The sequence below is a fragment of the Candidatus Thermodiscus eudorianus genome, from assembly GCA_015521085.1.
In the GTDB taxonomy this organism is placed as follows: Archaea; Thermoproteota; Thermoprotei_A; order Sulfolobales; family Acidilobaceae; genus Thermodiscus; species Thermodiscus eudorianus.
The window spans coordinates 35,497-60,796 of sequence record WAOW01000005.1; the positions used below are offsets into that span (position 1 = coordinate 35,497).

Consider the following 25,300-nt stretch of genomic DNA (forward strand, 5'->3'; position numbering starts at 1 on the left):
CCCCTCAAAGGAAACGATACAGTTACCGGCCGACCATAAGCGGGCCGGTAGCTCAGCCTGGAAGAGCGCCGCCCTCGCACGGCGGAGGCCCCGGGTTCAAATCCCGGCCGGTCCACCAGACAACACAACCACGCTATACCAACCATTCCTCTCCCGGTGAAAACCGTGAACCGAGCCAGTAGCGTGGACAAGCAAGGTTTGAAATAATAACCATGATTAGCTATATATTATGCTAGAGTATAGTGGGGTGGCCCGCTTGTCACTGGCTAGAAGAAAGTACTTGGTTAAAGACGTTATGACAGTAAATCCAGTTACAGTGAAACCCTCCTCTACAGTCTGGGAGGCCGTCACTCGAATGGCTAGCCTCGACATTGGCGCGCTACCTGTTATCGATGAAGAGGGAAAGCTAGTTGGCATCTTCACAGAACGCGATTTGTTAAAGAGGGTTATAGCAAAGAAGCTCGACCCCGAGAAGACTCTTATATCCGAGGTAATGACGCCAAGCCCTGTTAGTATAGATCCCGAGGAGCCCGTGGAAAACGCACGGTTCCTAATGGCCAAGTTAAAAACTAGGCATCTACCAGTTGTCGATAAAGATGGGAGACTCATAGGTATCGTATCAATCCGGGATATAGAATACGTCGAGGCATAAATCCCTCTCGGTGAAACCAGCTAATAGGGACAAGAGCACTTGGAGGAGCCCGACTAGGTTGGAGTCTGTGCACCAAACTCTATAAAATCCTCTCCAGGCTAAATGAGGGATATGGCAGGGCCCGTCGTCTAGCCTGGTTAGGACGCCGCCCTGACACGGCGGAGGTCCGGGGTTCAAATCCCCGCGGGCCCACCAACACAATCACGACTCCTTATTGTTTTATTCTTATATCTTATTATATAGACTATGTATCTCAAAAAAATAACATGTGTTTGATAGTGTTTCGCTTAGCTTCGTGAGAGTGAGACATACAAGTTTAAACTTAGTTTATAACTTTCTTTGAGACCGCAATAAAAATTATCAAAAGCTGGCCTGCGTAATCTTGACCCTAAGATCTTTAAGTTGCTCTAAAAGGCTTTTTAATCGCTCAAAATTTTCTTCATTTTGTTTATAATTTATTGATTCTTTCAATACTAAATATGCTAGCTCCTTACTGTTTTCTACAGTATCTAATTGTACGTTAAAACCCTCGATCATCTTTCTAGCAATATTATACATTACGTCAATGAGTCTCATTAAAAGTTCTTCAAACAGTTCAGATGCACCAAATAAGCTAAGTAGATCTCCAAACTCAGATAACATAATACTAGATTTTTTATATATCCGTCGTATTTGTTCTACTATATACTCCGTTGGGTATGGAAGTGTATAGCCATAATCACACTCTACACTGGATGAAAGTAATAGAGTTAGATCTGCCTTGAAATATGTAATAGCCTCCTCTGCAGTATCAACTCGGAACTTTCTAAAGCGTTTTTCATTCTTCGTCTCATCAACGGTTTCACTAATTACCTCTATTTCATTAGCAATCCTTATAATAGTTTTCTTCGTATCGAAAGCACATTTTAATATATCATCCACCACAGACATTAAATCTTCATTTATATTTATATTTTTTGAATTATAATTATATATAGAATATAGTATAGATTCTAACCGTTCTATAAGATCGCCTAACATTTTTGACATATCCCTTAATCGCTGTTTTTCTTTCAGTTGAAGCTCAATTTCTCTCCTTATTTCATGCTCACGTAGATAAAATATAATACCAGTAACAGTCCCTATTATGCCTATAATACTAGCTACAGTTAGTAACATTATTCTATACACCCAAAACGTCTTTATAACTTACAACCTATTTATATAAATTTATTTATATACTATATAATAATTATATATAATGATTTTATTTGTGAGTATAGGATTATAATATAAATCGTCTCATTTTGTCCTTGGGTGTAGAGAGTTGAGGGCGATTGTTGTAAAGATTAGTGGATCCCTGATTTACCCGCCGAGGCTAGAGTATGTGGCTGAACTCCGCCGGATTATCTCCGAGATCCATGAAAGTGGTATGAGGTTGGCGATTGTAGTTGGAGGAGGACCTATAGCACGAGAATACATAAACGTGCTTCGGGGACTAGATATTAATCAATCTCTACAAGATCTCTTAGGCATTAAAGTATCTCGGTTGAATGCGCGTTTACTTGCTTCGCTTCTCTATCCCAGAAGCCCCCTTGAGATTCCAAGTAATGTAGAAGCTGTACTGGAGGTCTATTCCCGGGGACAGATACCGGTAGTAGGAGGATTTGAGCCAGGGCAGAGTACCAACGCCGTTTCCCTATTAATTGCGGAGGCGATCAATGCGGAGAAAGTGATAAATATGCTCAATAAAGTTGAGGGGGTGTATGATAAAGATCCAAAGCTACCTGGCTCAAGGCTCCTTGAAAGGATAACTTTGAATGACCTAGAGGAAATAGTATCTTCCTACGAACAACAAGCGGGGCGATATACCCTGATAGATCATCTAGCTGTGAAGATAGCGCGTCGTAGTAGGATACCGATACACTTCATAGACGGCTCTGATCCTAGTAACCTCCTAAAGGCGCTGAGAGGCGAGAGGATCGGCACAATAGTAGAGCCAGACTAGGTTGGAGTCTGTGCACCAAACTCTATAAAATCCTCTCCAGGCTAAATGAGGGATATGGCAGGGCCCGTCGTCTAGCCTGGTTAGGACGCCGCCCTTACACGGCGGAGGTCCGGGGTTCAAATCCCCGCGGGCCCACCAACACAATCACGACTCCTTAAATACCATACATAATAGCTAGACTTGACATCCTCCGTGTGACAGTTTCGTAGACTTTTACTGGCAAATACAATCCCGTTATTAGGAGACCCGGCTTAAATTGCTCATGGTGGATAGCGTGGCTTATGACGCGATTATTGTCGGAGGCGGGCCAGGCGGGTATCCAGCTGCGATTAGGCTGTCTGAACTGGGTTACAAGGTCTTGCTAGTTGAGGAGGATCGGCTAGGCGGTGAATGCACTAATTATGGATGTGTGCCTACTAAAAGCCTTAGGAGTGTCGCTGCCTCATTAGATCATTTATCAAGGATTAACTATAATATAAATAATATAATTGGTGAATCCTTCTCATTCGCCCGAAACATCGCAAATGACGTCTCTACAAGCATCGAATCACTACTAGCTAGCTACGATGTAGAAGTCGTCAACGGCAGAGCTAGAGTACTTCCATCAAAAACCGTCGATATAAATGGGAGGATCTACGAAGCTAGAAAGGCTATTATCTTGTCCACAGGCAGCACGCCCCTAATACCACAATGGGCAAACGTCGATGGAAGGAGAGTGCATGACAACAGGTCCATTTTAAACTTCGAATTCGAGTCAATCGACTCCATAGCAGTGGTAGGCGGTGGCTATATAGGTGTAGAGTACTCGTTTATCCTCGCCAGACTCGGCTTAAAGGTTACCTTGATAGAGGCGTTGGATAGACTTCTGCCTGGAATGGATAGGGATTTCGGCTTGTTGGCTAGGAGAATGCTCTCAAGGCTCGGTGTGAAGATCCTACTGAAGACGCCGGTTAACAAAGTCAAACTTAATGATAAATCTATAGAGATCCTGACTAGTAATGGCTCTATACACGCCGACTCGCTCCTGATAGCCATCGGCCGCGTGCCCAGGAATGAAGAGGCAAGGAGAATTGGCCTGGATCTAGACCGGAAGGGCTTCGTGAAAACCAACAAATGCGGGCAAACCAGCATGCCAGGAATCTACGCGGCTGGCGATATAGCCGGGCCTCCATTACTAGCCCATAAAGCCATGAAACAAGCAGTAAACGTGTCAGAATGCATTAACGGCGGCAAGCCGAGGGGCATCGACCCGATACCGCAAGTGGTTTTCGGGCCAGTAGACTTTGTGTCTGTTGGAATCACCCTGGAAGAAGCCAGGAGTATGGGATTGAACGCTGTTGAAGTAAGAATACCAGTTGGTGGATTGGCTAAATCGAGGATCTATGGAATTAAAGAGGGCTTCACCAAAATAATATATAATAAACTAGACAAGAAAATAATAGGTATCCACATGGCCTACCCCGATGCAGGCGAGAGTGCTGCCATAGCGGCTCTAATAGTACGTAAAGGTCTTACAGTTGAAGAAGCTAGTGAAGTAGTGTTCCCACACCCTACCATGAGTGAAGCCCTAAGCGAAGCCCTCGAAGCCGCAAGTGACAGGCCAATACATATAAGAGGTTTTAGAGTTAGGGAGGTCAAGCCCTCCGGCTAATAACTATCATGGCGTGATCCTTTACCCGCGGCACTCTTACATTAATGTAGTCGTTCCTGGCTTCTATATCAAAGTTATCCCCTGTAATGGGATTCCATGCCGACGGTTCGCCTTCTATTAGAGTACGAGATACTTTGAGGGTTAGATTGGCCACGGGGATTATAGTCCTGATAGGATGAACCCTGTATGCGGGGTCAAAGCCTGGCAGCGATTGTTTGCTAGGCCCTGTGGGCGCACTTAGTATCCTCTGGTTTGTCGTGTGGTTTACCAGGTGGATTACCAGCTGCTCTCCCTTTCTATATGCTTCCATCTGGACTGTATCAGGTCCTTCAAGTGTTATGGGTGGCCTAGGCGCGTAACGGCTTAAGGGCCTGGCAAAAAGCTCCGCGTAGTCGGGGAGACCTAGCCTGGAATAATGTGCTCCCAAGCGGAAGGAGTAGTAGAGCGTACGGCCCCTTCCGTATTCGTTGTATGTAACTGCAGCCAGGTCTAGTACTGAGTCCGGAGCTGGAGTACTCTTGCCTAGGGTGTATTCGTACCCATAGGCACTGCGGCCGAGCCTCGCCATTGCTAGGGGATGTGCTGACACTATTCTGGCTCTGACTAGCTCTCCTAGACGTGGTTCGAAGCGCTCCTTCACAAAGGCGGCGCTGTGATCTCCGAGTGGGATGGCTTCTGGGAGGTCCCTCCATAAGTCACCGTTACCATCTTTGTTCAGGTGTACGTAGCCAAAGCCGAAGTGGAATGTGCCTTCATAGTTGAACCCGAAGACTTCCTGTAGCGCTATTGCCTCGCGATAGGTGAAGTCGGGCCTCATTATGCCAAACTCGTGTGTTGCGATAAGCGTGCCGCCCTCGTATACGTATCTTTCCAGTTCTTCCTTACCGTCTTCGGATAGAATGGTCATTCCGGGGGCTATAATAACGGGGTGTTTCTCGTGTATAGCCTCCTTGTCTAGGTCTTGGGCCGATATAATACTCCATGGGAGGTGCTTGTGCATTGCCATGAATATGAATCCTTCCACCTCGCCTATATAGTACTCTGGCTTATTCCAGTACTGCTTGTCGTGAGTGTCCGGGTCGAAGAGTATTCCCAGATAGTTAACTGGTTCTCTATCTACGAGGTAGTCCTCGACACGCTCCATCTCCTCGTAGACAGACTCCAATGCCTCCACAGCCCTATTGTCGGTGAAGAACTGGGACGAGAAGATCGTTGCCTGGGGATAGCCTCCCGCCGCGACTATTTCCCATAGACCGAGCCGTATAGCCTCTTCCGGAGGGCTATGGACTGGGCGCAGATCGTAGAACATGTTCCTGCTGACGAAGACCGGTTTATCTTTGTCGCCTAGGAGGGCTCGTGTTAACTTGGTTACTATAGTTAACATGCCTGGCCCTCTCACGTCGACTTCGCTAGCCTCGGCGAAGACGCCGTCGAGTATGTGTCTGGTTTTCGAGACTACGATGTTACCCCTGCCAGCCCATCCTGCAGGGTGACTGTTATACATGAAGAGGGCGTTGGGATTAGCTCTTTTAACTGCTCTAGCCATCCTTTCAATTGCCCTTACGTTGACCTTGTATCTCCACTCCCAGGCATGCCTTGAAACCTCGTCTTCCATGTTAATCCTTGTGGGTAGTTCTTCCCCATACTCCGACGAGAATTTTAGTCTACAGTACTTGCAAAAACAAGCGCGTTGTGGATCGGGTAGATACCTAAAGCTATCTAGAAGTAGTCCGTCTGCTCCAGTTAATTTTACTGCCTCCTCCACTTCGGGGACAAAGTACTGGTCCAGTGCCGGACTGTTGGGGCATATGAGGGGCCAGTGGGGATCGATTATCTTAGCGGTCCTAGGATAGTGTTCTAGTACAACGACCTCTCCCTCTGAATTCCTTTGGGCCCAGCTCGGATGCAGCCTATACAGGTATCTGTTGGCCGTGTGAGCAGCCATGACGATGACATGGATGCCGTGCTCTCTGGCTTTGTCGACTAACTCCTTTAGGTCTAATGCAGCATTGTGATGCCTTGGATAAAGTCTGCTTCCAGCGTAAAAGACCCTGCCCCAGCCGTCTCTAGCGAATACTATCAGAGTGTTCGCACGGACCTTCCTCGCAAGCGATACCAGCGTATCGCTTGTAATTCTATCGGCGAAAAACCCGTAGGGATCCTCTATGTTAAATTGGAGGACGCGGATGAACTTGTTTTTCCACCACATAATTCATGCACCGCGAGAAGCACAGCTTGAACGCTCATTTCCTCTTCGCTCCATCAGAACCCACATTGGAACGGAATTATATAGTTTTGTAGCAATCTAAATTACAAAATACTTTTATATTATATAATAATTTATTATAGGATGTGCTCCATCACGAATAACAAGCACGGAAAACCTTATACTTACCAAGTTACAATAGCCCCGAAAACGACAATAATAGAAGGCCAGCCCCGGCTGGCGGCCGACGGGCCATAAAGGGCCCGAGGAAACTCCGCCCTCCCCGCGGCAACCGGGCCCCGCAAGGGGCGCGGGTGAAACCCGCGGCAACGACACAGAAACGACACGGCCCCAGGCCGATGACAGTGAAGCTGCGAGACCCTCCAGGTAACTGGAGGGTGGTAACCAGCCGAGGAGCCTGGGGATGCGGTGAAACGGTCGACCCCGGTGGAGCAAGGCTTCCAGCCGAGGAGGCGCCGCGCGAGGCTGGAGGAGTGACCGCTGAGTCGAATGCCGCCGTAGTACAGAAGGCGGGTTATAGCCGGGGCTGGCTCTACTAGATAGAGTAGCGCTATGACCGGTGAGAGGCTGGGAATCTAATGAGGGTACATGACGCGTATATGAGGCCCTTCGATAACTTGAGAATAGCAGTCACAGTCGAGTGCAACTACAAATGCATCTTTTGCCACGTGGAAGGCGAACCCGTTACAGGACCGGTTAAGCCCGGGAGACTTAGCCCTCTACTGAAAGCTGAGGACTACTATGTCATTGCCCGTGCAGCTAGCCTACTTGGCGTGTCTAAGTTCAAAATAACTGGAGGCGAGCCCCTGATCAGAGGAGATATTGTTAGTATAGTGAGAGAGCTAAAAGCCGGAGCCCCCGACGGAGAGATCTCTATGACGACCAACGGCTACCTCCTAGAAAAGCTGGCTGGCCCCCTGGCTGAAGCTGGTCTGAACCGCGTTAACATATCCATACACAGCCTTAGGAGTAAGGTCTACGAATTCATTACAGGAGTCAATGGATTAGAGAGAGCACTAAATGGCCTGAGAGCCGCCGCCAATCAAGGCCTCCGACTAAAGGTCAACATGGTAGTCCTGAAAGGGGTCAACGACAAGGAGGTCTGGAACATTCTAGACCTCGCGTATAGATTCGATGCAGTGCTACAGTTAATAGAGCTACACCCGGTGGGGATGGGAGCCAAGTTCTTCAAGAACTACTATGCACCCCTCAATACAATAGAAAAAGAGCTAGTAAGACATGGAGCCAAAGTGGTGAGGAGAAAGCTCCACAATAGACCGGTCTACGTACTCCCCTCGGGGGCGAAGATCGAAATCGTACGCCCCTACAACAACCCGCTCTTCTGCATGGGATGCAGTAGGATCAGGGTCGGTCCTTTCGGGGACCTTTCACCCTGTTTGAACTGGAAGGGTCCGCGTCCCTCGCTTCTACCAGACATAAGAGAAGGCAATCTAAACGAGAGAATACTGGCCGCGGCAAGGAAACTGGTTGAGGTCAACAAGATCAGGAGACCCTATGTCCTCCCGAAACTGACGAACGGGGCCGAAACACGCGCGGGGATGACTCATAGGATAGCCAGGATAAAGATGCCTAAGAAGCGCTACTATGATATAATTCTTGAGGAACTAAAGCGCCAGCTTCTATGAATAGAAAGCCTGTTATCCATAGGACGAGCCAGTAGTTTGCCCATGGCTTTCCTGCCAAGGCGGCGAGCACGCCGAGCAATGATACACCGACTCCTACAAAGACTAGGCCCGAATCCTGTGTAAACGGACACCCAGAGCGTTCCACAATCCCCGCTAGGACCACCGAGAGTGCTAGGGTTGATGCAGAAATCGCTGCTGAGAGGAGCGGGTCAACCATCACCACAATGGGGGCTATGGTTAGCATCATAAAGACGTGGCCGCGCTTACTTTCCATATAGGAGAGCATCACTGACGTGGCGATGGATAGAGCAGAGTAAAGCGGAAGCCAAGAGACGCCTCCATAAGCATATGCTGGTAGTATCACCACGGGCCAGTAGGCTAGAGACAACTCTATTTTCTTCGTGGAATAGAGTATGAGGAGGAGTGTCGCGTAGAAGACTGCCGTCAATACTATTATGCTACTATAATATATTGAGAGCAATATTATAATGATTGTCGATACCGATAGTGTTGTTGAAAGCTTATGCCCCGAGATATTGTAGAGAACTAAGCCAAGTGATAACACGATTATAGTATAGATGATAGGGACTACTGCTGATTCTACTACGAGTGACAGTAAAGCTATTCCCCCGGCCGAGGCAATTAACACGCATCCAGCCACGCTACTCGATGTGCATCCGTCTCTAGAATTGTTCATAGAGCTCACCATATATTATTTATAATATGAATCTCTAATGGCAATAATATAAATATTATTCCTACTAGGGGACTGGCAAACTTTATCATATTACGCGCAAGAATTTTACTGGGAGACCTCTTGAAACTCGACACAACGCGTAAAGCCATGAAACCCAGTATAGTCACTATAGAAGCGCTAAGAAATCCTCCACCTAGCTTCACGGAAACTATCCATGATAATAGTATTGTAGCTGTGACCGAATACAGCGCCAGTTGAGCAAATGCGTGGGATCCTAGCTTAGAGGGAATCGTTGGGATACCAGCACCATTGTACTGGTCCTCATAGTAATAGTGTATAAAGGCTACATGGAGGGGTTGCCACACGTACACTATGGATGCCAGCATTATCCCCAGTAGGTCTATCGACGCCCTAGCAGCTGCCCATCCGCCTAGAGCAGGCATGCTCCCCGCTACACTCCCAAGCAAGAGGGCCCATTCGGTTCTTCTCTTAGCTATCTCGGTATAAGCAATAATATCGAAATACAAACCTATTAAGGAAGCTAAAACCACGTATTTGTTTATGAAGGCACCTGCTAGAGTACCCATCAGAATCAAGCCAGATATCCCGTAAAGTGCCTCCCTCCTAGATAGAGAGCCACTGGGCAATGGACGGGATCTAGTTCTCGGCATGAGCCTGTCGATATCAACCTCCAAGTACATGTTAAGGGCTGTAACACCACCAGCCGATCCTATGCCAGTCAATGTTAGGAGAAGCAGGGTACGGGCGTCAAGGCCCCCGCCACCTATAAAGTATGCACCGTACATGGTAATCATCAGTAACGCTAGCTGTTTTGGCTTAGTCATTAACAGCAACTGCACTATTCTGCTTCTCCCACTCATACTCGTCCCACTGTCCATGCTATTCCTAGCATTTATAAGCAGAAGTCTATGAAGTTTACTTGGGGTCGGGATTACTCGATGCTACCTGTAAGTGACACGGGATACCGCGGGTCTAGAGCGTTTCCAATAGTAAATACCACTATTATAATATTAAATATAATTATATTCTTTGTTGGAATAACCTATCCCTCCCTACTCGTCCCAGGAGCGATAAACTACAATGAAGTAGTGTACGATCTCGGAATGGTGCCAGGAAGACTACTAGCAGGAGAAGGATACCATACACTGATAACTTCAATGTTCCTCCATGGAGGACTAGCGCATCTCCTAGGAAACATGCTCTACCTGTATATCTTCGGCGACGACATCGAAAGAGTCATGGGCCGCTTAAGATACCTGGTCTTCTACATCCTCTCGGGCCTGGGAGCAACATTATTCCACATAGCCAGCATCACATTTATGCCGTCGCACCTGATAGGAAACGCCGCTCTCTCAACCGGTGTAAACCCCTTCCTCATCCCGGCTATAGGCGCTAGCGGCGCTATCAGCGGCGTGTTAGGGGCGTACCTTACATTGTTCCCCCATAGCGAGGTGGAAGTACTGACTTTCTGGGGATACATCCCGATCCCGCTCCGAATGCCGGCCAGCGTCTATATCCTAATTTGGTTCGTATACCAGCTGGCGATGGGGCTACTAGTAGTCTTCACCGGCGTACAAGCCGGCGTAGCCTTCTGGGCGCATATAGGAGGATTCCTAACGGGCATCGCGCTCCTGTTAATATTCGCGAGGAAGTACGTCAGGCCCAGGAGACTAGTAATAGTCTATGGGGGCTACTAGAGGGTTAGGGGAGAGGCAAAGGCTTCTCTACGTATGCAAGGGCAACGCCCGCGTATGCGCATCCAAGTAGTCTATCGTTGTCCTGAGACTTGCCTAGCGCCCCCTTGTCTAGCTTGATAAAATACTCTAGGATGCCCTCACTTGGAACTCTCTCGAAGAGCCCTCTATCCAGTCCGATTCTATAGAAGGCTCTCAAAGAGGCCTCAAGGATATTGCTCGCCGATAAGGCCTCGCTATAAGCATCCTTTATTGACGTGAAGTGGCGTGCGTTGAATGCAAAGCCTGCATCGAGATCGTACAACACCTCAGCAAGGTCCCCTAGCGAAAGAGAATTCAACCTTATGCTATGCCTAGTTATACCTTTCCTATCAAGGTTTAAGAGGTAGTCACTTGCACCTACACCCTCTAATCCCTCCACGAAGTCAATCGCGTCCGAGACGCCTGTAGTGTAAGGCAGTATCCTGGACAGCCTGCTTGCTTCATACATGACGCTCTTACCGGATACACTAGAGTAGCCAGTAGCGATGGCTGTTGCGATCGCCGAGTAAACGATGCCTGGCACGGGCTTTCTTCCCGTGAAGTCGAAGGCGTCCCTTAGTGCATCGGCTATCATCCTACCGAGCCCCAAGCTCTTTGCGTCAATGTCTCCCCTCCCAAGCTTAATGCCTCTCTCGAATGCCTGTTCCATGTAGTTAAACAGGATCACACTCTCGGAGAGTCGTGTTTCGAATAAAGCGTCCAGTCTCAGCCTGTGCGTAGCGCCCGGTTTAACCGGCGTCGAGAGCACTATCAGTAGAGCCTGGCGCAACCGGTCGAGGTCACGTTGAGGCAAGCACTCACCCGTGATTAGTTGAAGGTCTGGCCTGTATATCGGTTTATCTTTAACCTTAACGCGGGTAGCACACTATACCCGGGTGGTATAATCTTGAAGAACTGCTATAACGTAGGACTCGTAATCGAGTCAAGCGAGCCCACGATTATACCTGCCATTCTCGATACCATAAATAGGAAGCTCTCTACCACGTGTGAAAACAACGTTCGAGGTAGCTCATGGTCCCTCCACGCATGTAGTACCACGCTAATCAGTGTTTCAGCATTAATCCCCGAGATAAAGACTCTCTCACAGGCTAGCTTAACAATAGTAGTAGCGATTCATTCAAACGATCCCAGACTTCTAGCTAGTATAGTAGGACTACTGAAGACCATGCTGGACGAAGACTTCCCCGGACAGGCTTATATTAGGCTCTCCACCTAGGGACTCCATTATATCCCATATGAATCGAGGGCCTGGTAGTAGAGGGGGAGAGCCATCGCCATAAACCTCGGACGCATACTTTGAGACCTCCCTAACCTCCCTCTCCACATCAGACAGAGATTCGCCTGTATCCGGTATAACACTCTCGTCAACAACTATGTTGCCAGCTACCATAACCATGCGTGGCAATACCCTCCCGGTGATAACGTCTTCAAGAGGACTGTCATATGCTACGAGATCCCCATTGTGTTGCACTCCATAATCAATGTAGCCGCCAGTTGTTATCCTATACAATACACTGCCTAGGCGTGCTGGGAACAGGCGGAGAATTAATCCTATGTGCCTCGACACTGTGCCTATTAAGTGGGGCCAGTCGCTTCCAAAGCTGGTGACTCCCTCCAGGCTCGTCCGGCTACGTCCATAGAGAATCATATTCGAGCCGGGACACGATGAGCATCGTATTCCCATTTCACGGGGGTTATCCTCGATACAATGCACTGCTATTATCCTAGGTAGGCGGGGTGCCTCAGAGACCCGCGCTACGAACTCTGATTTCTCGCTTATGCCTTCGGACAGGTGCAGACCTAGAGGCATGCCCGTATTAGAGGCCAGGACTAAGGCTTCCCTAAACGTAGACCTGCTAGCCCACCGTAAGCTATGCACGAAAATACCTATACGGAGCAGACTATCTTCTAAATAATTATAGTATTTATTGTATAAGTGTAGTACCTCTGCCGGCTTCATCCAGCCAGCTCTATCCATCGAGGTTGGAAGGAGAACTAGCCTCGGACCACCCGGGAACCTAAGCCTAGCCTTGAGATTAGCTTCGAGAACTCCCGTGAAAGCGATAAGCGTCACACCCTCAAGCACAGCCCTCTTCAAAGCTAGCTCGGCCAGTCTAGCCGATAAGCCTATGTCCTGTCTGAGCATGACCTCGTCGACATGAAGCCTGCGCTCGTCCAACCACCTATAACTGTCGGGCCAAAACCCCCTTTGATTATCCAAGCCCGCATCAATAACCTGAGGATGAGCATGCGTATCCGAGAAACCAGGAATAACAACTGTTCTATAAGAAACGTCCATGTGGAAAGGCAGTCTCAAGTCCTCTACAATCCTTCCATGAATAATAGCTGTATCGGCCTCCAGATACGGCAAGCCCCACGCTACCCCCCTTGATTATACGGGATCCCAGACAGGGATTAATTAATGATGACCAGGTATTGCGAAAGACAATAAACCCAGCCGTAAACACGTCTAAAACCATGGTGGACATTCATGGCCAGGCTAGTCGTTGTAGGCGGTGGCGCCGCCGGAATGGCAGCAGCGTCCAGGGCAAAGAGGCTAAACAAGAAGCTCGATGTAACGGTTTTCGAGAAGACTAGATGGGTTAGCTTCGCCCTATGCGGAATACCGTACCACGTAGGGTGCATCGTGAAGAGGCTCAGCGACCTCCTATACTATCCTCCAGAAGAGTTTACCAGGAAGCGGGGAATAGACCTGAGGCTAGAAACCGAGGTGACCTGGATAGACATAGACTCGAAGAAAATCCACTACCGGGAATTAAAGAGCGGCAAGGAGGGCGAACTTGAATTCGATTACCTCCTCCTAGCGACCGGCGCCCGGAGCAAAGCCCCCCGGATATGGCCCGAGCTAAATGAAGCACGCAACGCGTTCTACATAAAACACCTAGACACGGCACAGGAAATAAGAGACTACGCGCTTCGACTCAACACCGGGTCAAGAGCGGTCATCGTTGGCGCTGGATACGTTGGGCTAGAGCTGGCAGAGACCCTAACCGAGCTCGGCCTTAAGGTGACTCTAGTCGAGGCACTAGACCAGGTAGCGCCTAGAACCCTGGATCCCGATCTAGCAGAACTAGTTAAGTCCGAGCTCGAATCGAATAACGTAGAAGTCATAACGGGAGCCCCGGTCAAAGAATTCAGGATATCTGATGGACGTGTGACAAGCGTGGTTACAGAGAAGGGCGATATTGCAGGCGATCTCTTCATAGTAGGTGTAGGTATTGAGCCTAACATCGAGTTAGCCAAGTCAATAGGTCTAAAGATAGGAGAGACGGGCGCCATATGGACAGACGAGTATATGAGAACCAGTATAGACTATGTATATGCTGTGGGAGACGCTGTAGAGCACAAGGATCTAGTCACCGGGAGAAGAGTCTGGAGACCCTTCGCTCCAGTGGCCAACAAGCAGGGCTATGTGGCTGGGAGCAATATAGCTGGAAGGGAAGCCGTCTTCCCAGGCAGTGTTGGAACAAGTACATTCAAGACTTTCAATGCTGTAGTCGCGCGGACCGGTTTATCTAAGAGTGAAGCCGAGAACATGGGATATAACGTGGTCGAAGCCAAGGTAAACGCCAGGACCAAGGCACACTACATGCCCGGCTCGGAACCCCTAACCCTGAAGGTAGTAGCAGATGCTGACACAGGAAAGCTACTAGGCGCGCAAGCCGTAGGTAAGAGTGAAACCGTGCTTTGGAGGATAAACGTTATAGCATCACTCCTAACGACACAGGCAACGGTGTGGGACCTCTTTGCAACAGATATAGGATACGCACCCCCACTAGCACCCGTATGGGATAGCCTCATAGTAGCTGCAAGGCTGCTAATGAGGACCCTGGGTGAGAAACCTAAGAAAGCCTAGACGTTAAGGCTTGATAGGCTTTATTTGCGGGGGCCCGCTTTAGACTACATAGATATATGGGCCGTGGACTCCCCCGCTCTCCCACGAATCCCCGGGAGCACTCCGGGGCTTGATGAGTGGGAGATTCCTCCACGGCCGTAGGACGCGTCAAGGATCGCCCAGAATAATCCTTAACAAGTCCCCGTCTTGGAGGTTAAGGAGTTCCCTTAAATTTTCCTCCGCTACGAACTCGACTACATTCTCCTTGTAAACGGTTATCTGGGGGCGAACTATCCAGACTGGGATTCCGTTTATGTAAGCCGGGTATACCATTACGGGGGCTAGCTTGACCCCGGGTATCTCGGGGGGCTCTATCACAGTCCCTTCCAGGCTCTTCAGGCACTTGTTGAAGTCCTCTACATCGTCATCGGCTAGCCTTGCATTTAACGTTCCTGGATAGGGTGTTATCCCTAGTTTGTGGCGGAATCCTTTCCCGTATATGCTTACGTAGAACGCTCCTTCTCCGAGGCCTGTGAATACGGTTGCCTTGAACTCTCTTCTGCACCCCGTGCTCGCTGGCAGTTGCATCCACCGGTTACCACTAACTGAATCCTCTAAACAATAATAAACCAGTTAGAGGCCCATAACCGCATCGGTGTGATAGTTGAAGAGGAAAGCTATAATAATCATAATTATATTAGTATTTGGGTTATTAGTTCGCGTCCCCCTCGCGAGTAGAGCACAGGGGACCCTCTACAACAATTATCCGAATCCCTATGCCGAAGTCAAAGAAACAGAGGCGACGACGATAATAAATACTACATTTTATAAAATAATAATAAATAAAGAATTAAAGGAGATTAGCTCTCTCATTATCAAGAAGGGAAGCGATGCAGGCGTAACCGTGAATCCCCAGACGCTGCCCGCAATAATAGTTCTATTGCAAGACAACGGAAACGTGGAGAGAGTTTCATGGGACAACTATACGGTAGTCAACTACACCGAGGACCTCCTGAAAATAGAGCTAACCGGAGAAGCCCTAAATAGACATGTAGAACTCTCCCTGTATCTAGGATCATATACGCCATACATCAACGTGAAAATCAAGATATCAGGAACACCTGCAAAGGTCTATTTCGTTCTACCAATAGACGAGAAACACGCGGGCAACTGGAAACAAGCCATCGCACAATACAGCGATGAAACCCTTAACGTCGATATAACGGGGCCGGAGATGATACTTCTAACAGGGAAACTCCACTCGGCCGCCCTAATCGGGACTCCAGAGAATAATACTATACCGAGTCTGGTTGCAGGATACGTGGAACCGCCCGAGGCAGAAGCCGGGCCGGATCAAGTGGGCGTGCTCGATCCAGCGTCGCTTCCCGCTAACCCATTAGCCGGGTTCGGCAACGAAACTGGGCTACTATATTCTATTGTCTTCAGCAGCAGGGATATGATCTCGTTTAGGCTGGCCGTAGCAGGGTATGAGCCCTATGCGTTGCTGGCTAGTGGTCTGGAAACCGTGGTTACAGCAGTATATTCGGGGGCCTCGAACGACTTCAAGGAGGTGATATATGGGAGAGAGATTATAGCTAAGTTGAATGAAACGGTGGTGATCCTACAAGATAAATTAAATAATATTAATAAAAAATATAAAAATATTAGTAAGACCCTTGAAGAATACAAAGGATGCGAATCCTACTGGAAAAATGAAATCAAGGTAAGAGAATATCAAATAGCCAAACTCAGAGAAAAAGTGAAGCGCGAGGGCACAATAGCTGTAACTGTATTCGTAATAGGCATCATACTTGGAACCATTGGCGGCTACTATGCTATCGGAATAGAGAAAAAGACGAAAGGATTAAGGAGGAGACGCTAGTCCTCTACTGCAAGGAGTCTAATCAACCCACCTATATTCTCAACCCTCTCCAGGTTCCACGCACGCAGCAGGAACTCCTTAGCCCTATCCTCGTCCACATACATAGTTACGAGTTTCAAGAACTTGTTCTCGACACCGCCTCGGTCCAAGGGGTTCATGAAGTGGCCTGGCGGATAGACGTTCTCTTCCGACACGGTTCTACCATCCTTAAACTTGATCGTGATTCTATTCAGTATCCCATCGGGATATAGTTCGTCGGCCTTCGGATCCACTTCGACCTTCATCTTCCTCATTAGCTTCCGCACGTCCTCGGCGAGATACCTCTCTGGTTTAAAGGTTTCAAGCCATATCTTTCCGTCGATGAGGGCCGCCGCGACTATGTATGGGAGGCTGTGGTCCGCTGTCTCCCTAGTCTTTGGATCCCATTTCTCCGGGTCCTTTACAATTATCTTGTAGCTAACAGTAAAGGTGTCTATCTTGACCTCCTCAACATCATCTGGGTTGATCTTGCCTACCTTCTCGACTATCTTCAAAGCAGCATCTACTGCAGACATGGAGTGGTACTCGACAGGCCAGTACTTTATACTAGTCTTTAGAAGCCTGAACTTTGGTTTGCCGAGTTCTGGGAGCTCAAATTTATCGCCGCACAGCGCGACATTGAAGAAGCCGAACTCTCCCTCGAATACCGGAGAGGGGCCCGTCATGCCTTTCCAAGCTAGTAGAGCGGAGAAGAGGCCATTCCTAGAGGCATGAGCGGCAGCACAGCCTTTCCACATGGAGAGCTCTCCGGCCCTAGTCTGCCTTAATGCTAGACTCGTGTTTGTTGCTATATTGATAGCATGCTCCATCTTAGCTACGTCTAGGCCTAGGACTTTAGCCGCACCTACAGCGCTGCCTATATTTATATATACTGTGTGGTCAAGCCCCCTAGACCTTACACTATAGGCGTCGGCTAATGCTCCTATCACTTCATAGGCAGCTACTATGCCTTCAATAACCTTCTCAGCCGGCGCATCAACTATCTCTGCTGCAGCGACAACCGCGGGGATCGAATCGCTAGGATGAAGGGCTTCCTTGGAGAGGTATGTATCGTTGAAGTCGAAGTAGCGTGCTGCACACCCGTTCGCGAAATCAGCTTGATCAGCCGACGCCTCCGAACGCGTACCCCACAGTGTGGCTCGTATCCTTGATCCCGCTGTGCCCCTAGCTATGTGTCTCGCTATAGAGACGGGCTCCTCCCTGTAGGCCCCTACGGCGACTCCTAGCGTGTCGATAAACCTCTTCTTCACCTCTTCTATAACCTCGCTTGGAAGTTGGTCGTAGGATAGGGAGTTAGCCCACTCTGCTATCCTCCTAGCTATAGTCGTCAAAACGCATCACCACGTCGTAGAGTATCGATACCGAGTAAATATAATGTGCCCTCCCCCATAAACCTGAGATAACATGGCGGATCGAAAACTCTCCAGGCTCTAACAAGGCGTCGGTACGCGAGGGTCCCGGTTTGCTGTGGCAGGCTAAGTATCCCTACCTGGTTAATCTAGGAGAATACGCTAGGAGAGAACACGACTACTACGGGCCAATAGAAGAGCTCCTAGAGGACGATGAGGCCCTGAGACTCTCGGCTAAGAGACTCGCTATTGTGTTAGAGAGCGGCGAGCTCCCCGACAGTATCGGGGGCGATACCTGGGAGGAGGTGCTATCCTTCCATTCCGCGCTAGCCGCAGTAGCTAAGTCGGGGTCGCTACGTTTGTTGAAAAGGTTCTCTGAGGCCGAGGCCCGTAGGGCTCGTAGGTTTATCTCTAGGGAAACTAGGGAGGGTGTGGTGAGGCTGGCTCGTAGCCTGGGCTTAAGGGTGTATGAGAGGCGTGTTGCGTTGAACTGGCTGTATAGTCCGGCTAAAGGTGTTATACCCCGGTTGCTCCAGTATGCTGTGAATTTGCCTGATTATCTATCTGTTGCAAGCCAGGTAGACGAGCCCAGGTTGAAGCTGGTCAATTCCTTTTTACTGGAGGGGCTAGTGTACATGGATAGAACACTACTAGAAGAATTATTATTATTAAAAATAAAAATATATATCGAGGATCTAGCCGGAGCATACAGCGAACTAACCCTTCCAAGACTAGAAGAACTCGGAAAGAAGACGGCCTCCCGAATCGACTGGAGAACCATGGGGAAGTTCGATCCAGCCAAGATACCCCCATGTATTAGAGAGATAGTGAATGATATGAAAAACGGTGTAACACCGACACAAGGCCAATTCTACATGCTAGTAACATTCCTAGCAAACACCGGTGCACCCCCGGAATACTTAGAAGAACTCCTCTACTCCTCAAAAATCGCTCCAAGAGCACTAACAAGTCTAATGGCGGATATCCTACTAGACGAGGCCCGCAACTACAAGCCCTATACGTGCGATGTCGCCCTCAGAGAAAAGATATGCTCGGAATGCAGGGGTAAAGGACCGCTGTCTGAATACATAGCCTCTACCCGCAGACACCGGGATTAGCAGATAACTCGCCCGCAAGCGAAGACAGCCTACGCCTACCCTCTTCAACAGCGCTATTGGCTCTCCTAACAAGCGCTTCTAAATGCCTCCTACCCAGTTTCACCACAATCACCCCATCCACCACCATGGGCGTCGAGATTTGACTTGCACTCATGAGCTCAACGACTACCCCGCTAGAGCCACCGTTATAGGATATAATCCCGCTGTGCTTGAAGCCGTGCTCCCTGGCCTTTTCCAATAGATAACGCGCGCATTCCATGCTATTCGTTCTCACATGCATTATAGGACCCGTTGCCTTCAGCCATAGATTCTGGTAGCCTCTCGAAAGAACCCTGATAAGTTCTTCCGGGGTAAGGCGGTTGTGCGTCTTATAGACTATCCTAGACTCTCCATCCCGGCCCCAGTGGACCTTCCCCTCCACTAGGGCTATTCTACCTATACAGCTGCTTGTAGTGGCTAGTCTCCCCATTCTATTAAATACGTCTAGTAAACCGCCTATCCCCGGGTCCAGGTACCCCACGTCTCTCTCGGTAACGGCGACTCTCATAGCCTCGTCCTTGACCCGGCTCCACTGTCTCCTCCTAGTCACTCCTCGATCACCACGTCAACAGCCATCTGCAGCGTCCTCGGACCCACAGGCCGGACCCTGCGTACGCCCACCACCTTATATCTAACCCCTAACTCCTCCAGCCTCTCCCCCACGAGAATAGCGGCCTTCTTAAAGGGATCGCTCCCCTTAGGGGATCTAACGTGGAGGTAAACGTGAATAAACCCCCTGCCTCCACGCAGGGCCTTCACTGCGTAAGGCAGATACTCCAGTGCCAGCTCTGGGAGGGGCATCAGCACCCTATCCGCTACGTTCGATAGGCTAGACTCGATTACCTCGGCCGCGTCCCCCAGTAACGGTTCAACGAGGCCTTGAACCCTGTTTAGCTCTACATTCTCCACCATATACTTGTATGCGTCCGGGTTGATGTCTATGCTATAGACCTTGCGAGGCGTGGATTTACAGGCTATGATTACAGAGAATATTCCAACGCCAGCGAACATATTGACCACGATCTCTCCAGGTCTCACCAGCCCAGCCACACGCAAGTGCTCGTAGTTTAGCCTAGGAGTGACGAAGGCCCTCCTTATGTCTACCTTGAACCTGCATCCATGCTCAGAGTATACAGTCTCGCTCCTAGGCTCGCCTGCCAGGTGTATGTACTCCCTAGTCTTGTAGGGACCCTCCACCGGCGTAGCCGCCATCCACACGCTCTTAATATAGGGTAGCTCTTCGATCAGCCTCTCAGCTATCTTGACCATATCGCTAAGGGACACATTGCCGTCAAACGGCTTCTTGATTATAGCTATATCCCCGACTATATCGAGCCTCGACCATATACTACTGGCCCTGTCCCCTCCCAGCACCTCAGCGGCTATCCTCTTCAACAGCCTGCCAGCCAAGCCCTGCGAACCCCTTGCAGATTTCAACCCTGGCCTGGCTCCAAGTAAATAACCGGGGAGATGTAATGGTAATAGATGATACCATGGCTAGAGCCATGGAGTTGCTAGAGAAGTCACGTAGGCTGCCCAGAGATCTGAAAATAGTATTCGAGTACTTCTACAAGAATCTATCAGTAGGAGACCTGAGGGCGGTCAAAGAGTTGACTAGGATGGGCGTGAGGGATCCCCAGGACAAGATAGATAAGCTAGTGGAGGAGGGGCTGATTGAGAAGGGCCTAGACTGCTATAACCTGGCCAAGCCCCTCAGGGAGTATATCTATAGGAGGGGGCGATTGTAGAGCCGCTATATGGATATGTCCTCGGCTATGAGCCGGGTTTCTCCAAGCCTCCTCCAGATAAGCCTAAGGCTAGCCCTGGAGGGCCTAACAGGGAGCCTTGATACATCGAATTCCACGTCAAAATCCACTCGCGAACCCGGTTTGAGGGGAGGTAGAGTCCTGCGGGCGAGCCTAGCCCCCAGAGCCAGTACCACTAGCATCGTAGACCCCAGAGTATCGTCACCAACATTCTCGACGTAACCCTTAACCCTAACTCTATCCCCCACGGTCTCTACCTTGTCAACCACGAGCTTAGGCTCCGGTGCAGGAGCCCTCAGCTCTCTTACGACAACCTCAGAGACTAAGCCGATCCTCGGGAAAAACCTATACCCCGGGTTAACGTATCGGACGGAAACCGGTATCGGCGACCCTCTATAAGGGATTCCTACCTCTACGTAATGAACTCCCTGACCCATAACCCTCTCAACACGTGACCCGCCGGCAATAACCTCGAACTGGGAGTCGTGGTAGGGCGCGTGAACCACTACGCCTGCAACGCGCTTACCTCCAAAGCCCCTACCTATGTTGGCGTCTACCTTGTATAGATCCCCTGGTTCTAGTGCCACGGCTCCAGTCCAGTAGGAGACAGAGTAGCTAGCCTTCTCGCTGGCAAACCTGGAATAAAGAAAGACGTCGGCAATCCTTATGGGGTGCACGGCGTCACGGAAGACTAGGATTTTGTGGCTTTCTTGTCTAACAACCTTTGTAGCTAGAATCGGCTTTACATCGTACACCGCCTTCAGGTAGACCCCGCTATCGGTCTCAGCGACGAACTGGGGTCTAAACTCCCTGGACACTGATACACCGTCTACAACCAGCTTCCATGAGAGGGGAGGTTTAACGTCGGGATCAACGAAGACGCCGACAGACAGGACTAGAGTCTCCACGCGCTCACCGGCTCTGGGTAGACTAACCCATAGAGCCCCCTTGACAGAAGCCCCAGGCCCAGATCCGACCTTGGGGCCTCCCAGAGCGTAACCCCACACCGGTATCCCTTTGCCGGAGGACTCCTCAACCCTATCCAGCTCGCCCGACGCCATTACCCTTCACTCCAATGCCATAACTATAGAATAGAAGAAAATAATCTAGACCCTAGTCCCACCAGGCTCCTGCGGGAGGTAGAGGGTCCCTAACTCTTAGCAGGGGCCTCTCAGAGGCGAGACACTCCTCAGCCATTTCGTGGGGGCTACAATACCTCTCGTAAATATAACGTAGAACTCTCGTAGCGCTAAATGGATCTAGACCCGCCTCGATGGACGCGGCCCTAAAGGCATAGGCGGTCGTAGTCCTCAAAACCACGTCCTCTCTAGGATCCAGAGGGACCCCCGCACTGATCCTCTCAAGCATCTCCCCGTCAAGTTCAAGGACGCCCGACCTGATGGCGAGCCCCAGCATACTTGAATCGACGACTACATCGGCATTCCATAAATCATGGGAGGGTAGCACGCCTAGGCTATACAGCTCCATGGCCAGGCGTAAAGGCTTCGATCTAGCCGGGGATCTGTACGCCTTGAAGTCCTCGGCGAGTTCCAGGAAACCATAACCCTTATACACGAGCTGGCCGCGGGACTCAACCACTAGCCTGTAAAACTCTCCGCCGTAGATCCTAGAAACTTTAATCCCTATATCCCTCAACAGCATGACGCGCCTGTCAACGTCTGGAACCCTGATCCCAGCGCTCCTAAATATGTCGTCTCCAAGCTTCTCCCTCTTGATATTGGACAGTTCTAAGGCCGTTAATCCACCGCTCCTGGCGTGCTCCAATATGATAGAATGGAGGCGCTGCCGTTTACTACCTAGGCCGTAGTCGATCGCATGAGCCACTACAGCATATCGCACTATATCCTCTCTTGAGAGATCGGTTACTGGAGCCGGAGAGGGAGACCCTTGGGTCGTATAGTGCATGGCCATAAACCTAGCCAGCCACTCTAGGCGGTCTCTATTGATGCTTAAACCCGCCAACAATGAGGGCTACACCATGATAACCCTTCTAATACCGTCCTCCATGACATAAACGTGGCGCCTGGATAGCGTTGTTATAGCGATCCCATCGTCGTAGACTACAGCGTTCTCGTATAGGGCTCCGGGGGGTGGGTATATGGTTAGGTAGAAGCCTATCCCCTCTACAGCGGTATAGCTTACCCCGTAGGATCCTACATAGGTGTCGACATGTCTCGAAAATACTATGTCGACGGGCTTTCCTGTACCTTTAAGGGGGAAGGCAAAGTCTATGTAGACGATCTTCCTTTCGCCCCGTCTACCCTCGACGTGCTCTCTGATACCCTGGAAGAGGCCCTTCACACCAACCTCCCGGATGCTAAACCTTATAACAGAGTTGGAGCCCTCGACAACGAGATCGCCACCGTCGTCGCGTAAGATTACATACCCGTCGCGCCACTTAAACGAAACCCTCTTCATCCGATACCTCCTCTCCAGAGTAGTAGTTGAGAGGAGGTTAATCAATGCGCGAACCCCAGATATACCATGGGGGCACTATGGAGCCCGTGGCACTAGTCAGGTACTCCGAGATAGCCGTGAAAGGTAGACACACCAGGCCCCGGCTAGAGAAGATGCTGGCTAGCCACATAAAGGAGGCCCTCGAAAGGAAGGGGTTAGAAGGGCTGGTAGAAAGACTACAGGGTAGAATCATAGTTAGGAGGCCCACGGACGTGGCAGCCGCATCCAAGGCGGCGGCTAGAGTCTTCGGCGTCAAATCGACCTCGCCAGCAGTAGCAGTAAAATTCTCAAACCTGGAGGATTTAGCTAGTAAGGCCAGCGACTACTTCGCAGAAAGGATTAGAGGAAAGAGGTTCAGGGTCACGGCAAGGCGAAGCGGTACCCATGACTTTACGAGCCTAGATGTAGAGAGGCTAGTCGGCTCTAGACTCCTAGCTTCAACAAACGCCTCGGTGGACCTAAGAGACCCGGAATACATAGCCTATGTAGAGATTAGAGACCATACTGCGTACTTCTACGACACCATAATCAAGGGACCCGGGGGACTGCCTCTTGGTAGCGAGGAGCCTACACTGGTACTCTATAGCGGGGGGTTCGATTCAACGGCTGCCGCCTGGCTCGTCATGCGTAGAGGGTCCCCCGCTGACCTAGTATACTTCGATGCCGGGGTGAAGGAGGCTCTGGATAACGCTGTGGAGACGGCGAGGCTCATGGCTAGAGAGTGGGTCTATGGTAGGAGGCTGAAGATGTATGTAGTTGACTTCAGGGATGCTATGAGGGTTGTCGCTTCCAGTGTGAGGCCTAAGTATAGGGTTCTCGTGCTGAGGAGGCTAATGTTGATAGAGGCCCAGAAGCTAGCCCTGAATAATGGGTACGAGGCTCTGGTTACTGGGGAAAGCATAGGGCAGGTGGCCACACAGACGGTTAGGAACATGAGGTTAATTGGCTCGTCCATGGAGCTCCCCGTTATCAGGCCGGTGTCTGGTATGGACAAGGATGACGTAATGAGGCTTGTAAGGGATATAGGCCTGTATGAGAGTGTCAGCAGGCAGGTGGAGACCTGTAGTCTGGGCGTTGATCCTACCCCGAGGGGGGACCCCGCTATATTCGGGGAGGAGCTGGATAAAGCCGTTGGGAAATATAGGGTTACGGCTAGTATAGTTGAGATAGGCGGATGAGCGCAGCGTTCACTCTGACCGTGGGGATGGAGACGCCCTCGATCAGCGACGCTCCAAGAGCCTCGTTCCCCTCCTCCTAGCCTCGGAGAAGTGTTTCTCGACTATGTAGAGGTGCTCTCCCTGGTCTACTAGTATAGAGTCTCCGACCAGTAGCGTCTCAAGGCGGGCACCCGAGACGTATATCTTCTCTATGATATCTACATTAGCATAGTCGAGGAACATGCCCGGGGGCCTGGAGACGTCGTAAACCGTTATCTCGGCCCTGGCACCCTTCTCTATCCGGGCGGGGCCCAATCCTATAGCGCGCCTCAACCTGTTGGACTCCTCTAGAGGATCCCCCTCAAGCCTGGAATACGTAAGCCTCCTGAATAACGCGAGAACCTTCTCTCCCCCTATACTCCCTGAGGGACCCTCTACGTGTACTAGACCTTCGCCAGTACATCCCTCGCCCTCAAGGGGTACAACTACCTGAGCCTCGCTAGCGATAGATTCTCCTTTACACGCGGGATATGCTAAACCATACCTGCCTCCGACCTCGGCCAGCAACCTGTTGGGCAACTCTAGGCTCGTATACTCTATTATAACGTGGCCTATCCCGGCCATGTGGGCTTCGTATACCGCTGGTAGTGCGAGGGTTACGGCCTCTGAGACGCCCAGTTTCTCATAGAATGCTAGTCTCTCCGGAAGGCTTGGTTGCTTCATCCTTATGGGGTATGATACCGCATCTATTATCGCGGTGAGGCTTGGCGCGATTATCCTGCCAGTCCCGCCGAGGACTAAATTCACGAACGTATACTCCTCGGGTACCGGGGCCTTGCCGAAGTCGATCACTTTACCATTTTTTATGTAGACATAGCCGTCTCGGATGATATCTTGCCCAGTGTACAGTATAGAGCCCGTAACCAATACGTCGAACAACGCCGACACCCGATAGATCGACTCCAATCGAGTTAATGATAAGCTTATACGGCCTACATA

General features: G+C 50.0%; 25 protein-coding genes, 3 tRNA genes and 1 other RNA gene. 15 read left to right on the forward strand and 14 right to left on the reverse strand.

Annotated elements, in window-relative coordinates:
* The first annotated feature begins 41 nt into the window (after positions 1-41).
* From F7C38_03260 to F7C38_03270, 3 genes are all read left to right on the forward strand, one after another.
* Positions 42-118 (forward strand) — tRNA-Ala (locus F7C38_03260).
* 138 nt (positions 119-256) lie between these two features.
* Entirely contained in the window at positions 257-652 is a 396-nt protein-coding gene (locus tag F7C38_03265; protein ID MCE4600569.1) for a CBS domain-containing protein, read from the forward strand.
* Positions 653-769: 117 nt separating this feature from the next.
* Positions 770-847, forward strand: a tRNA-Val gene (locus F7C38_03270).
* Positions 848-1,012: 165 nt separating this feature from the next.
* Here the strand turns inward: F7C38_03270 and F7C38_03275 are convergent.
* Positions 1,013-1,810: a hypothetical protein gene (locus F7C38_03275; protein MCE4600570.1), complete on the reverse strand. Its 798-nt coding sequence runs from the start codon at positions 1,808-1,810 to the stop codon at positions 1,013-1,015.
* Positions 1,811-1,958: 148 nt separating this feature from the next.
* Here F7C38_03275 and pyrH point away from each other — a divergent pair, with 148 nt between their 5' ends.
* From pyrH to F7C38_03290, 3 genes are all read left to right on the forward strand, one after another.
* Complete coding sequence (gene pyrH, locus F7C38_03280) at positions 1,959-2,639, forward strand: UMP kinase (GenBank protein MCE4600571.1); 681 nt, start codon at positions 1,959-1,961, stop codon at positions 2,637-2,639.
* A gap of 60 nt (positions 2,640-2,699) precedes the next feature.
* A tRNA-Val gene (locus tag F7C38_03285) sits at positions 2,700-2,777 on the forward strand.
* Between the two features lie 136 nt (positions 2,778-2,913).
* Positions 2,914-4,290 carry an NAD(P)/FAD-dependent oxidoreductase gene (locus F7C38_03290; GenBank protein MCE4600572.1) on the forward strand — a complete coding sequence of 459 codons (1,377 nt, stop codon included), beginning with the start codon at positions 2,914-2,916 and terminating at the stop codon, positions 4,288-4,290.
* Here F7C38_03290 and F7C38_03295 read toward each other — a convergent pair.
* Entirely contained in the window at positions 4,274-6,499 is a 2,226-nt protein-coding gene (locus F7C38_03295) for a hypothetical protein (protein MCE4600573.1), read from the reverse strand. The genes F7C38_03290 and F7C38_03295 overlap by 17 nt on opposite strands.
* Positions 6,500-6,724: 225 nt before the next feature.
* Here F7C38_03295 and rnpB point away from each other — a divergent pair.
* Together rnpB and moaA are read left to right on the forward strand one after the other, a co-directional pair.
* Positions 6,725-7,046: RNase P RNA component (gene rnpB / locus F7C38_03300), an RNA gene on the forward strand.
* A 49-nt stretch (positions 7,047-7,095) separates the two neighbouring features.
* Positions 7,096-8,163, forward strand: a complete 1,068-nt coding sequence (gene moaA, locus F7C38_03305; protein MCE4600574.1) for a GTP 3',8-cyclase MoaA — start codon at positions 7,096-7,098, stop codon at positions 8,161-8,163.
* Here the strand turns inward: moaA and F7C38_03310 are convergent.
* Complete coding sequence (locus F7C38_03310; GenBank protein MCE4600575.1) at positions 8,108-8,860, reverse strand: hypothetical protein; 753 nt, start codon at positions 8,858-8,860, stop codon at positions 8,108-8,110. The genes moaA and F7C38_03310 overlap by 56 nt on opposite strands.
* Positions 8,861-8,865: 5 nt before the next feature.
* Positions 8,866-9,741: a protoheme IX farnesyltransferase gene (locus F7C38_03315; protein MCE4600576.1), complete on the reverse strand. Its 876-nt coding sequence runs from the start codon at positions 9,739-9,741 to the stop codon at positions 8,866-8,868.
* 78 nt (positions 9,742-9,819) lie between these two features.
* On the opposite strand from F7C38_03315, the gene F7C38_03320 reads away from it, so the two are divergent.
* The gene (locus tag F7C38_03320) at positions 9,820-10,578 is read left to right on the forward strand and encodes a rhomboid family intramembrane serine protease (GenBank protein ID MCE4600577.1); all 759 of its coding nucleotides are present in this window, start codon (positions 9,820-9,822) and stop codon (positions 10,576-10,578) included.
* Between the two features lie 4 nt (positions 10,579-10,582).
* Here F7C38_03320 and F7C38_03325 read toward each other — a convergent pair whose 3' ends face one another.
* Positions 10,583-11,410, reverse strand: coding sequence for a hypothetical protein (locus tag F7C38_03325; protein ID MCE4600578.1), 828 nt, complete (start codon positions 11,408-11,410; stop codon positions 10,583-10,585).
* A 93-nt stretch (positions 11,411-11,503) separates the two neighbouring features.
* On the opposite strand from F7C38_03325, the gene F7C38_03330 reads away from it, so the two are divergent.
* A complete protein-coding gene (locus F7C38_03330) occupies positions 11,504-11,833 on the forward strand; it encodes a hypothetical protein (protein ID MCE4600579.1) in 330 nt (109 codons plus the stop codon).
* Here F7C38_03330 and F7C38_03335 read toward each other — a convergent pair.
* Positions 11,771-12,796, reverse strand: coding sequence for a hypothetical protein (locus F7C38_03335; protein MCE4600580.1), 1,026 nt, complete (start codon positions 12,794-12,796; stop codon positions 11,771-11,773). The two genes, F7C38_03330 and F7C38_03335, sit on opposite strands and share 63 nt — an antisense overlap.
* A 312-nt stretch (positions 12,797-13,108) precedes the next feature.
* Here F7C38_03335 and F7C38_03340 point away from each other — a divergent pair, with 312 nt between their 5' ends.
* Positions 13,109-14,494, forward strand: coding sequence for an FAD-dependent oxidoreductase (locus F7C38_03340; GenBank protein ID MCE4600581.1), 1,386 nt, complete (start codon positions 13,109-13,111; stop codon positions 14,492-14,494).
* A 147-nt stretch (positions 14,495-14,641) separates the two neighbouring features.
* On the opposite strand, the gene F7C38_03345 is transcribed toward F7C38_03340, so the two are convergent.
* On the reverse strand, positions 14,642-15,061 hold the full coding sequence (locus tag F7C38_03345) for a CTP-dependent riboflavin kinase (protein ID MCE4600582.1): 420 nt from the start codon (positions 15,059-15,061) through the stop codon (positions 14,642-14,644).
* Between the two features lie 76 nt (positions 15,062-15,137).
* On the opposite strand from F7C38_03345, the gene F7C38_03350 reads away from it, so the two are divergent.
* Positions 15,138-16,355, forward strand: a complete 1,218-nt coding sequence (locus F7C38_03350) for a hypothetical protein (protein MCE4600583.1) — start codon at positions 15,138-15,140, stop codon at positions 16,353-16,355.
* Here F7C38_03350 and F7C38_03355 read toward each other — a convergent pair.
* On the reverse strand, positions 16,352-17,725 hold the full coding sequence (locus tag F7C38_03355) for an MmgE/PrpD family protein (protein MCE4600584.1): 1,374 nt from the start codon (positions 17,723-17,725) through the stop codon (positions 16,352-16,354). The two genes, F7C38_03350 and F7C38_03355, sit on opposite strands and share 4 nt — an antisense overlap.
* Before the next feature lie 131 nt (positions 17,726-17,856).
* Here F7C38_03355 and F7C38_03360 point away from each other — a divergent pair, with 131 nt between their 5' ends.
* On the forward strand, positions 17,857-18,861 hold the full coding sequence (locus tag F7C38_03360; protein MCE4600585.1) for a hypothetical protein: 1,005 nt from the start codon (positions 17,857-17,859) through the stop codon (positions 18,859-18,861).
* Here F7C38_03360 and F7C38_03365 read toward each other — a convergent pair.
* Together F7C38_03365 and F7C38_03370 are read right to left on the reverse strand one after the other, a co-directional pair.
* Positions 18,839-19,450 carry a hypothetical protein gene (locus F7C38_03365; GenBank protein ID MCE4600586.1) on the reverse strand — a complete coding sequence of 204 codons (612 nt, stop codon included), beginning with the start codon at positions 19,448-19,450 and terminating at the stop codon, positions 18,839-18,841. The two genes, F7C38_03360 and F7C38_03365, sit on opposite strands and share 23 nt — an antisense overlap.
* Positions 19,447-20,310, reverse strand: coding sequence for a class I SAM-dependent methyltransferase family protein (locus F7C38_03370; protein ID MCE4600587.1), 864 nt, complete (start codon positions 20,308-20,310; stop codon positions 19,447-19,449). Before F7C38_03370 ends, F7C38_03365 begins: the two co-directional genes overlap by 4 nt.
* Positions 20,311-20,375: 65 nt before the next feature.
* Between F7C38_03370 and F7C38_03375 the strand changes: the two genes are divergently transcribed.
* Positions 20,376-20,648 (forward strand): hypothetical protein, encoded by a 273-nt coding sequence (locus F7C38_03375; GenBank protein ID MCE4600588.1) that lies wholly within the window; start codon positions 20,376-20,378, stop codon positions 20,646-20,648.
* Positions 20,649-20,653: 5 nt separating this feature from the next.
* Here F7C38_03375 and F7C38_03380 read toward each other — a convergent pair whose 3' ends face one another.
* The 3 genes from F7C38_03380 to F7C38_03390 are packed head-to-tail and all read right to left on the reverse strand — an operon-like array spanning position 20,654 to position 23,150.
* Positions 20,654-21,727: a hypothetical protein gene (locus F7C38_03380; GenBank protein ID MCE4600589.1), complete on the reverse strand. Its 1,074-nt coding sequence runs from the start codon at positions 21,725-21,727 to the stop codon at positions 20,654-20,656.
* Between the two features lie 52 nt (positions 21,728-21,779).
* A complete protein-coding gene (locus F7C38_03385; protein MCE4600590.1) occupies positions 21,780-22,652 on the reverse strand; it encodes a hypothetical protein in 873 nt (290 codons plus the stop codon).
* Between the two features lie 6 nt (positions 22,653-22,658).
* Positions 22,659-23,150: a hypothetical protein gene (locus tag F7C38_03390; protein ID MCE4600591.1), complete on the reverse strand. Its 492-nt coding sequence runs from the start codon at positions 23,148-23,150 to the stop codon at positions 22,659-22,661.
* On the opposite strand from F7C38_03390, the gene F7C38_03395 reads away from it, so the two are divergent.
* Positions 23,150-24,322 (forward strand): tRNA sulfurtransferase, encoded by a 1,173-nt coding sequence (locus tag F7C38_03395; protein ID MCE4600592.1) that lies wholly within the window; start codon positions 23,150-23,152, stop codon positions 24,320-24,322. The genes F7C38_03390 and F7C38_03395 overlap by 1 nt on opposite strands.
* Positions 24,323-24,364: 42 nt before the next feature.
* Here F7C38_03395 and F7C38_03400 read toward each other — a convergent pair whose 3' ends face one another.
* Positions 24,365-25,240 carry a hypothetical protein gene (locus tag F7C38_03400; GenBank protein ID MCE4600593.1) on the reverse strand — a complete coding sequence of 292 codons (876 nt, stop codon included), beginning with the start codon at positions 25,238-25,240 and terminating at the stop codon, positions 24,365-24,367.
* Positions 25,241-25,300 lie beyond the last annotated feature (60 nt).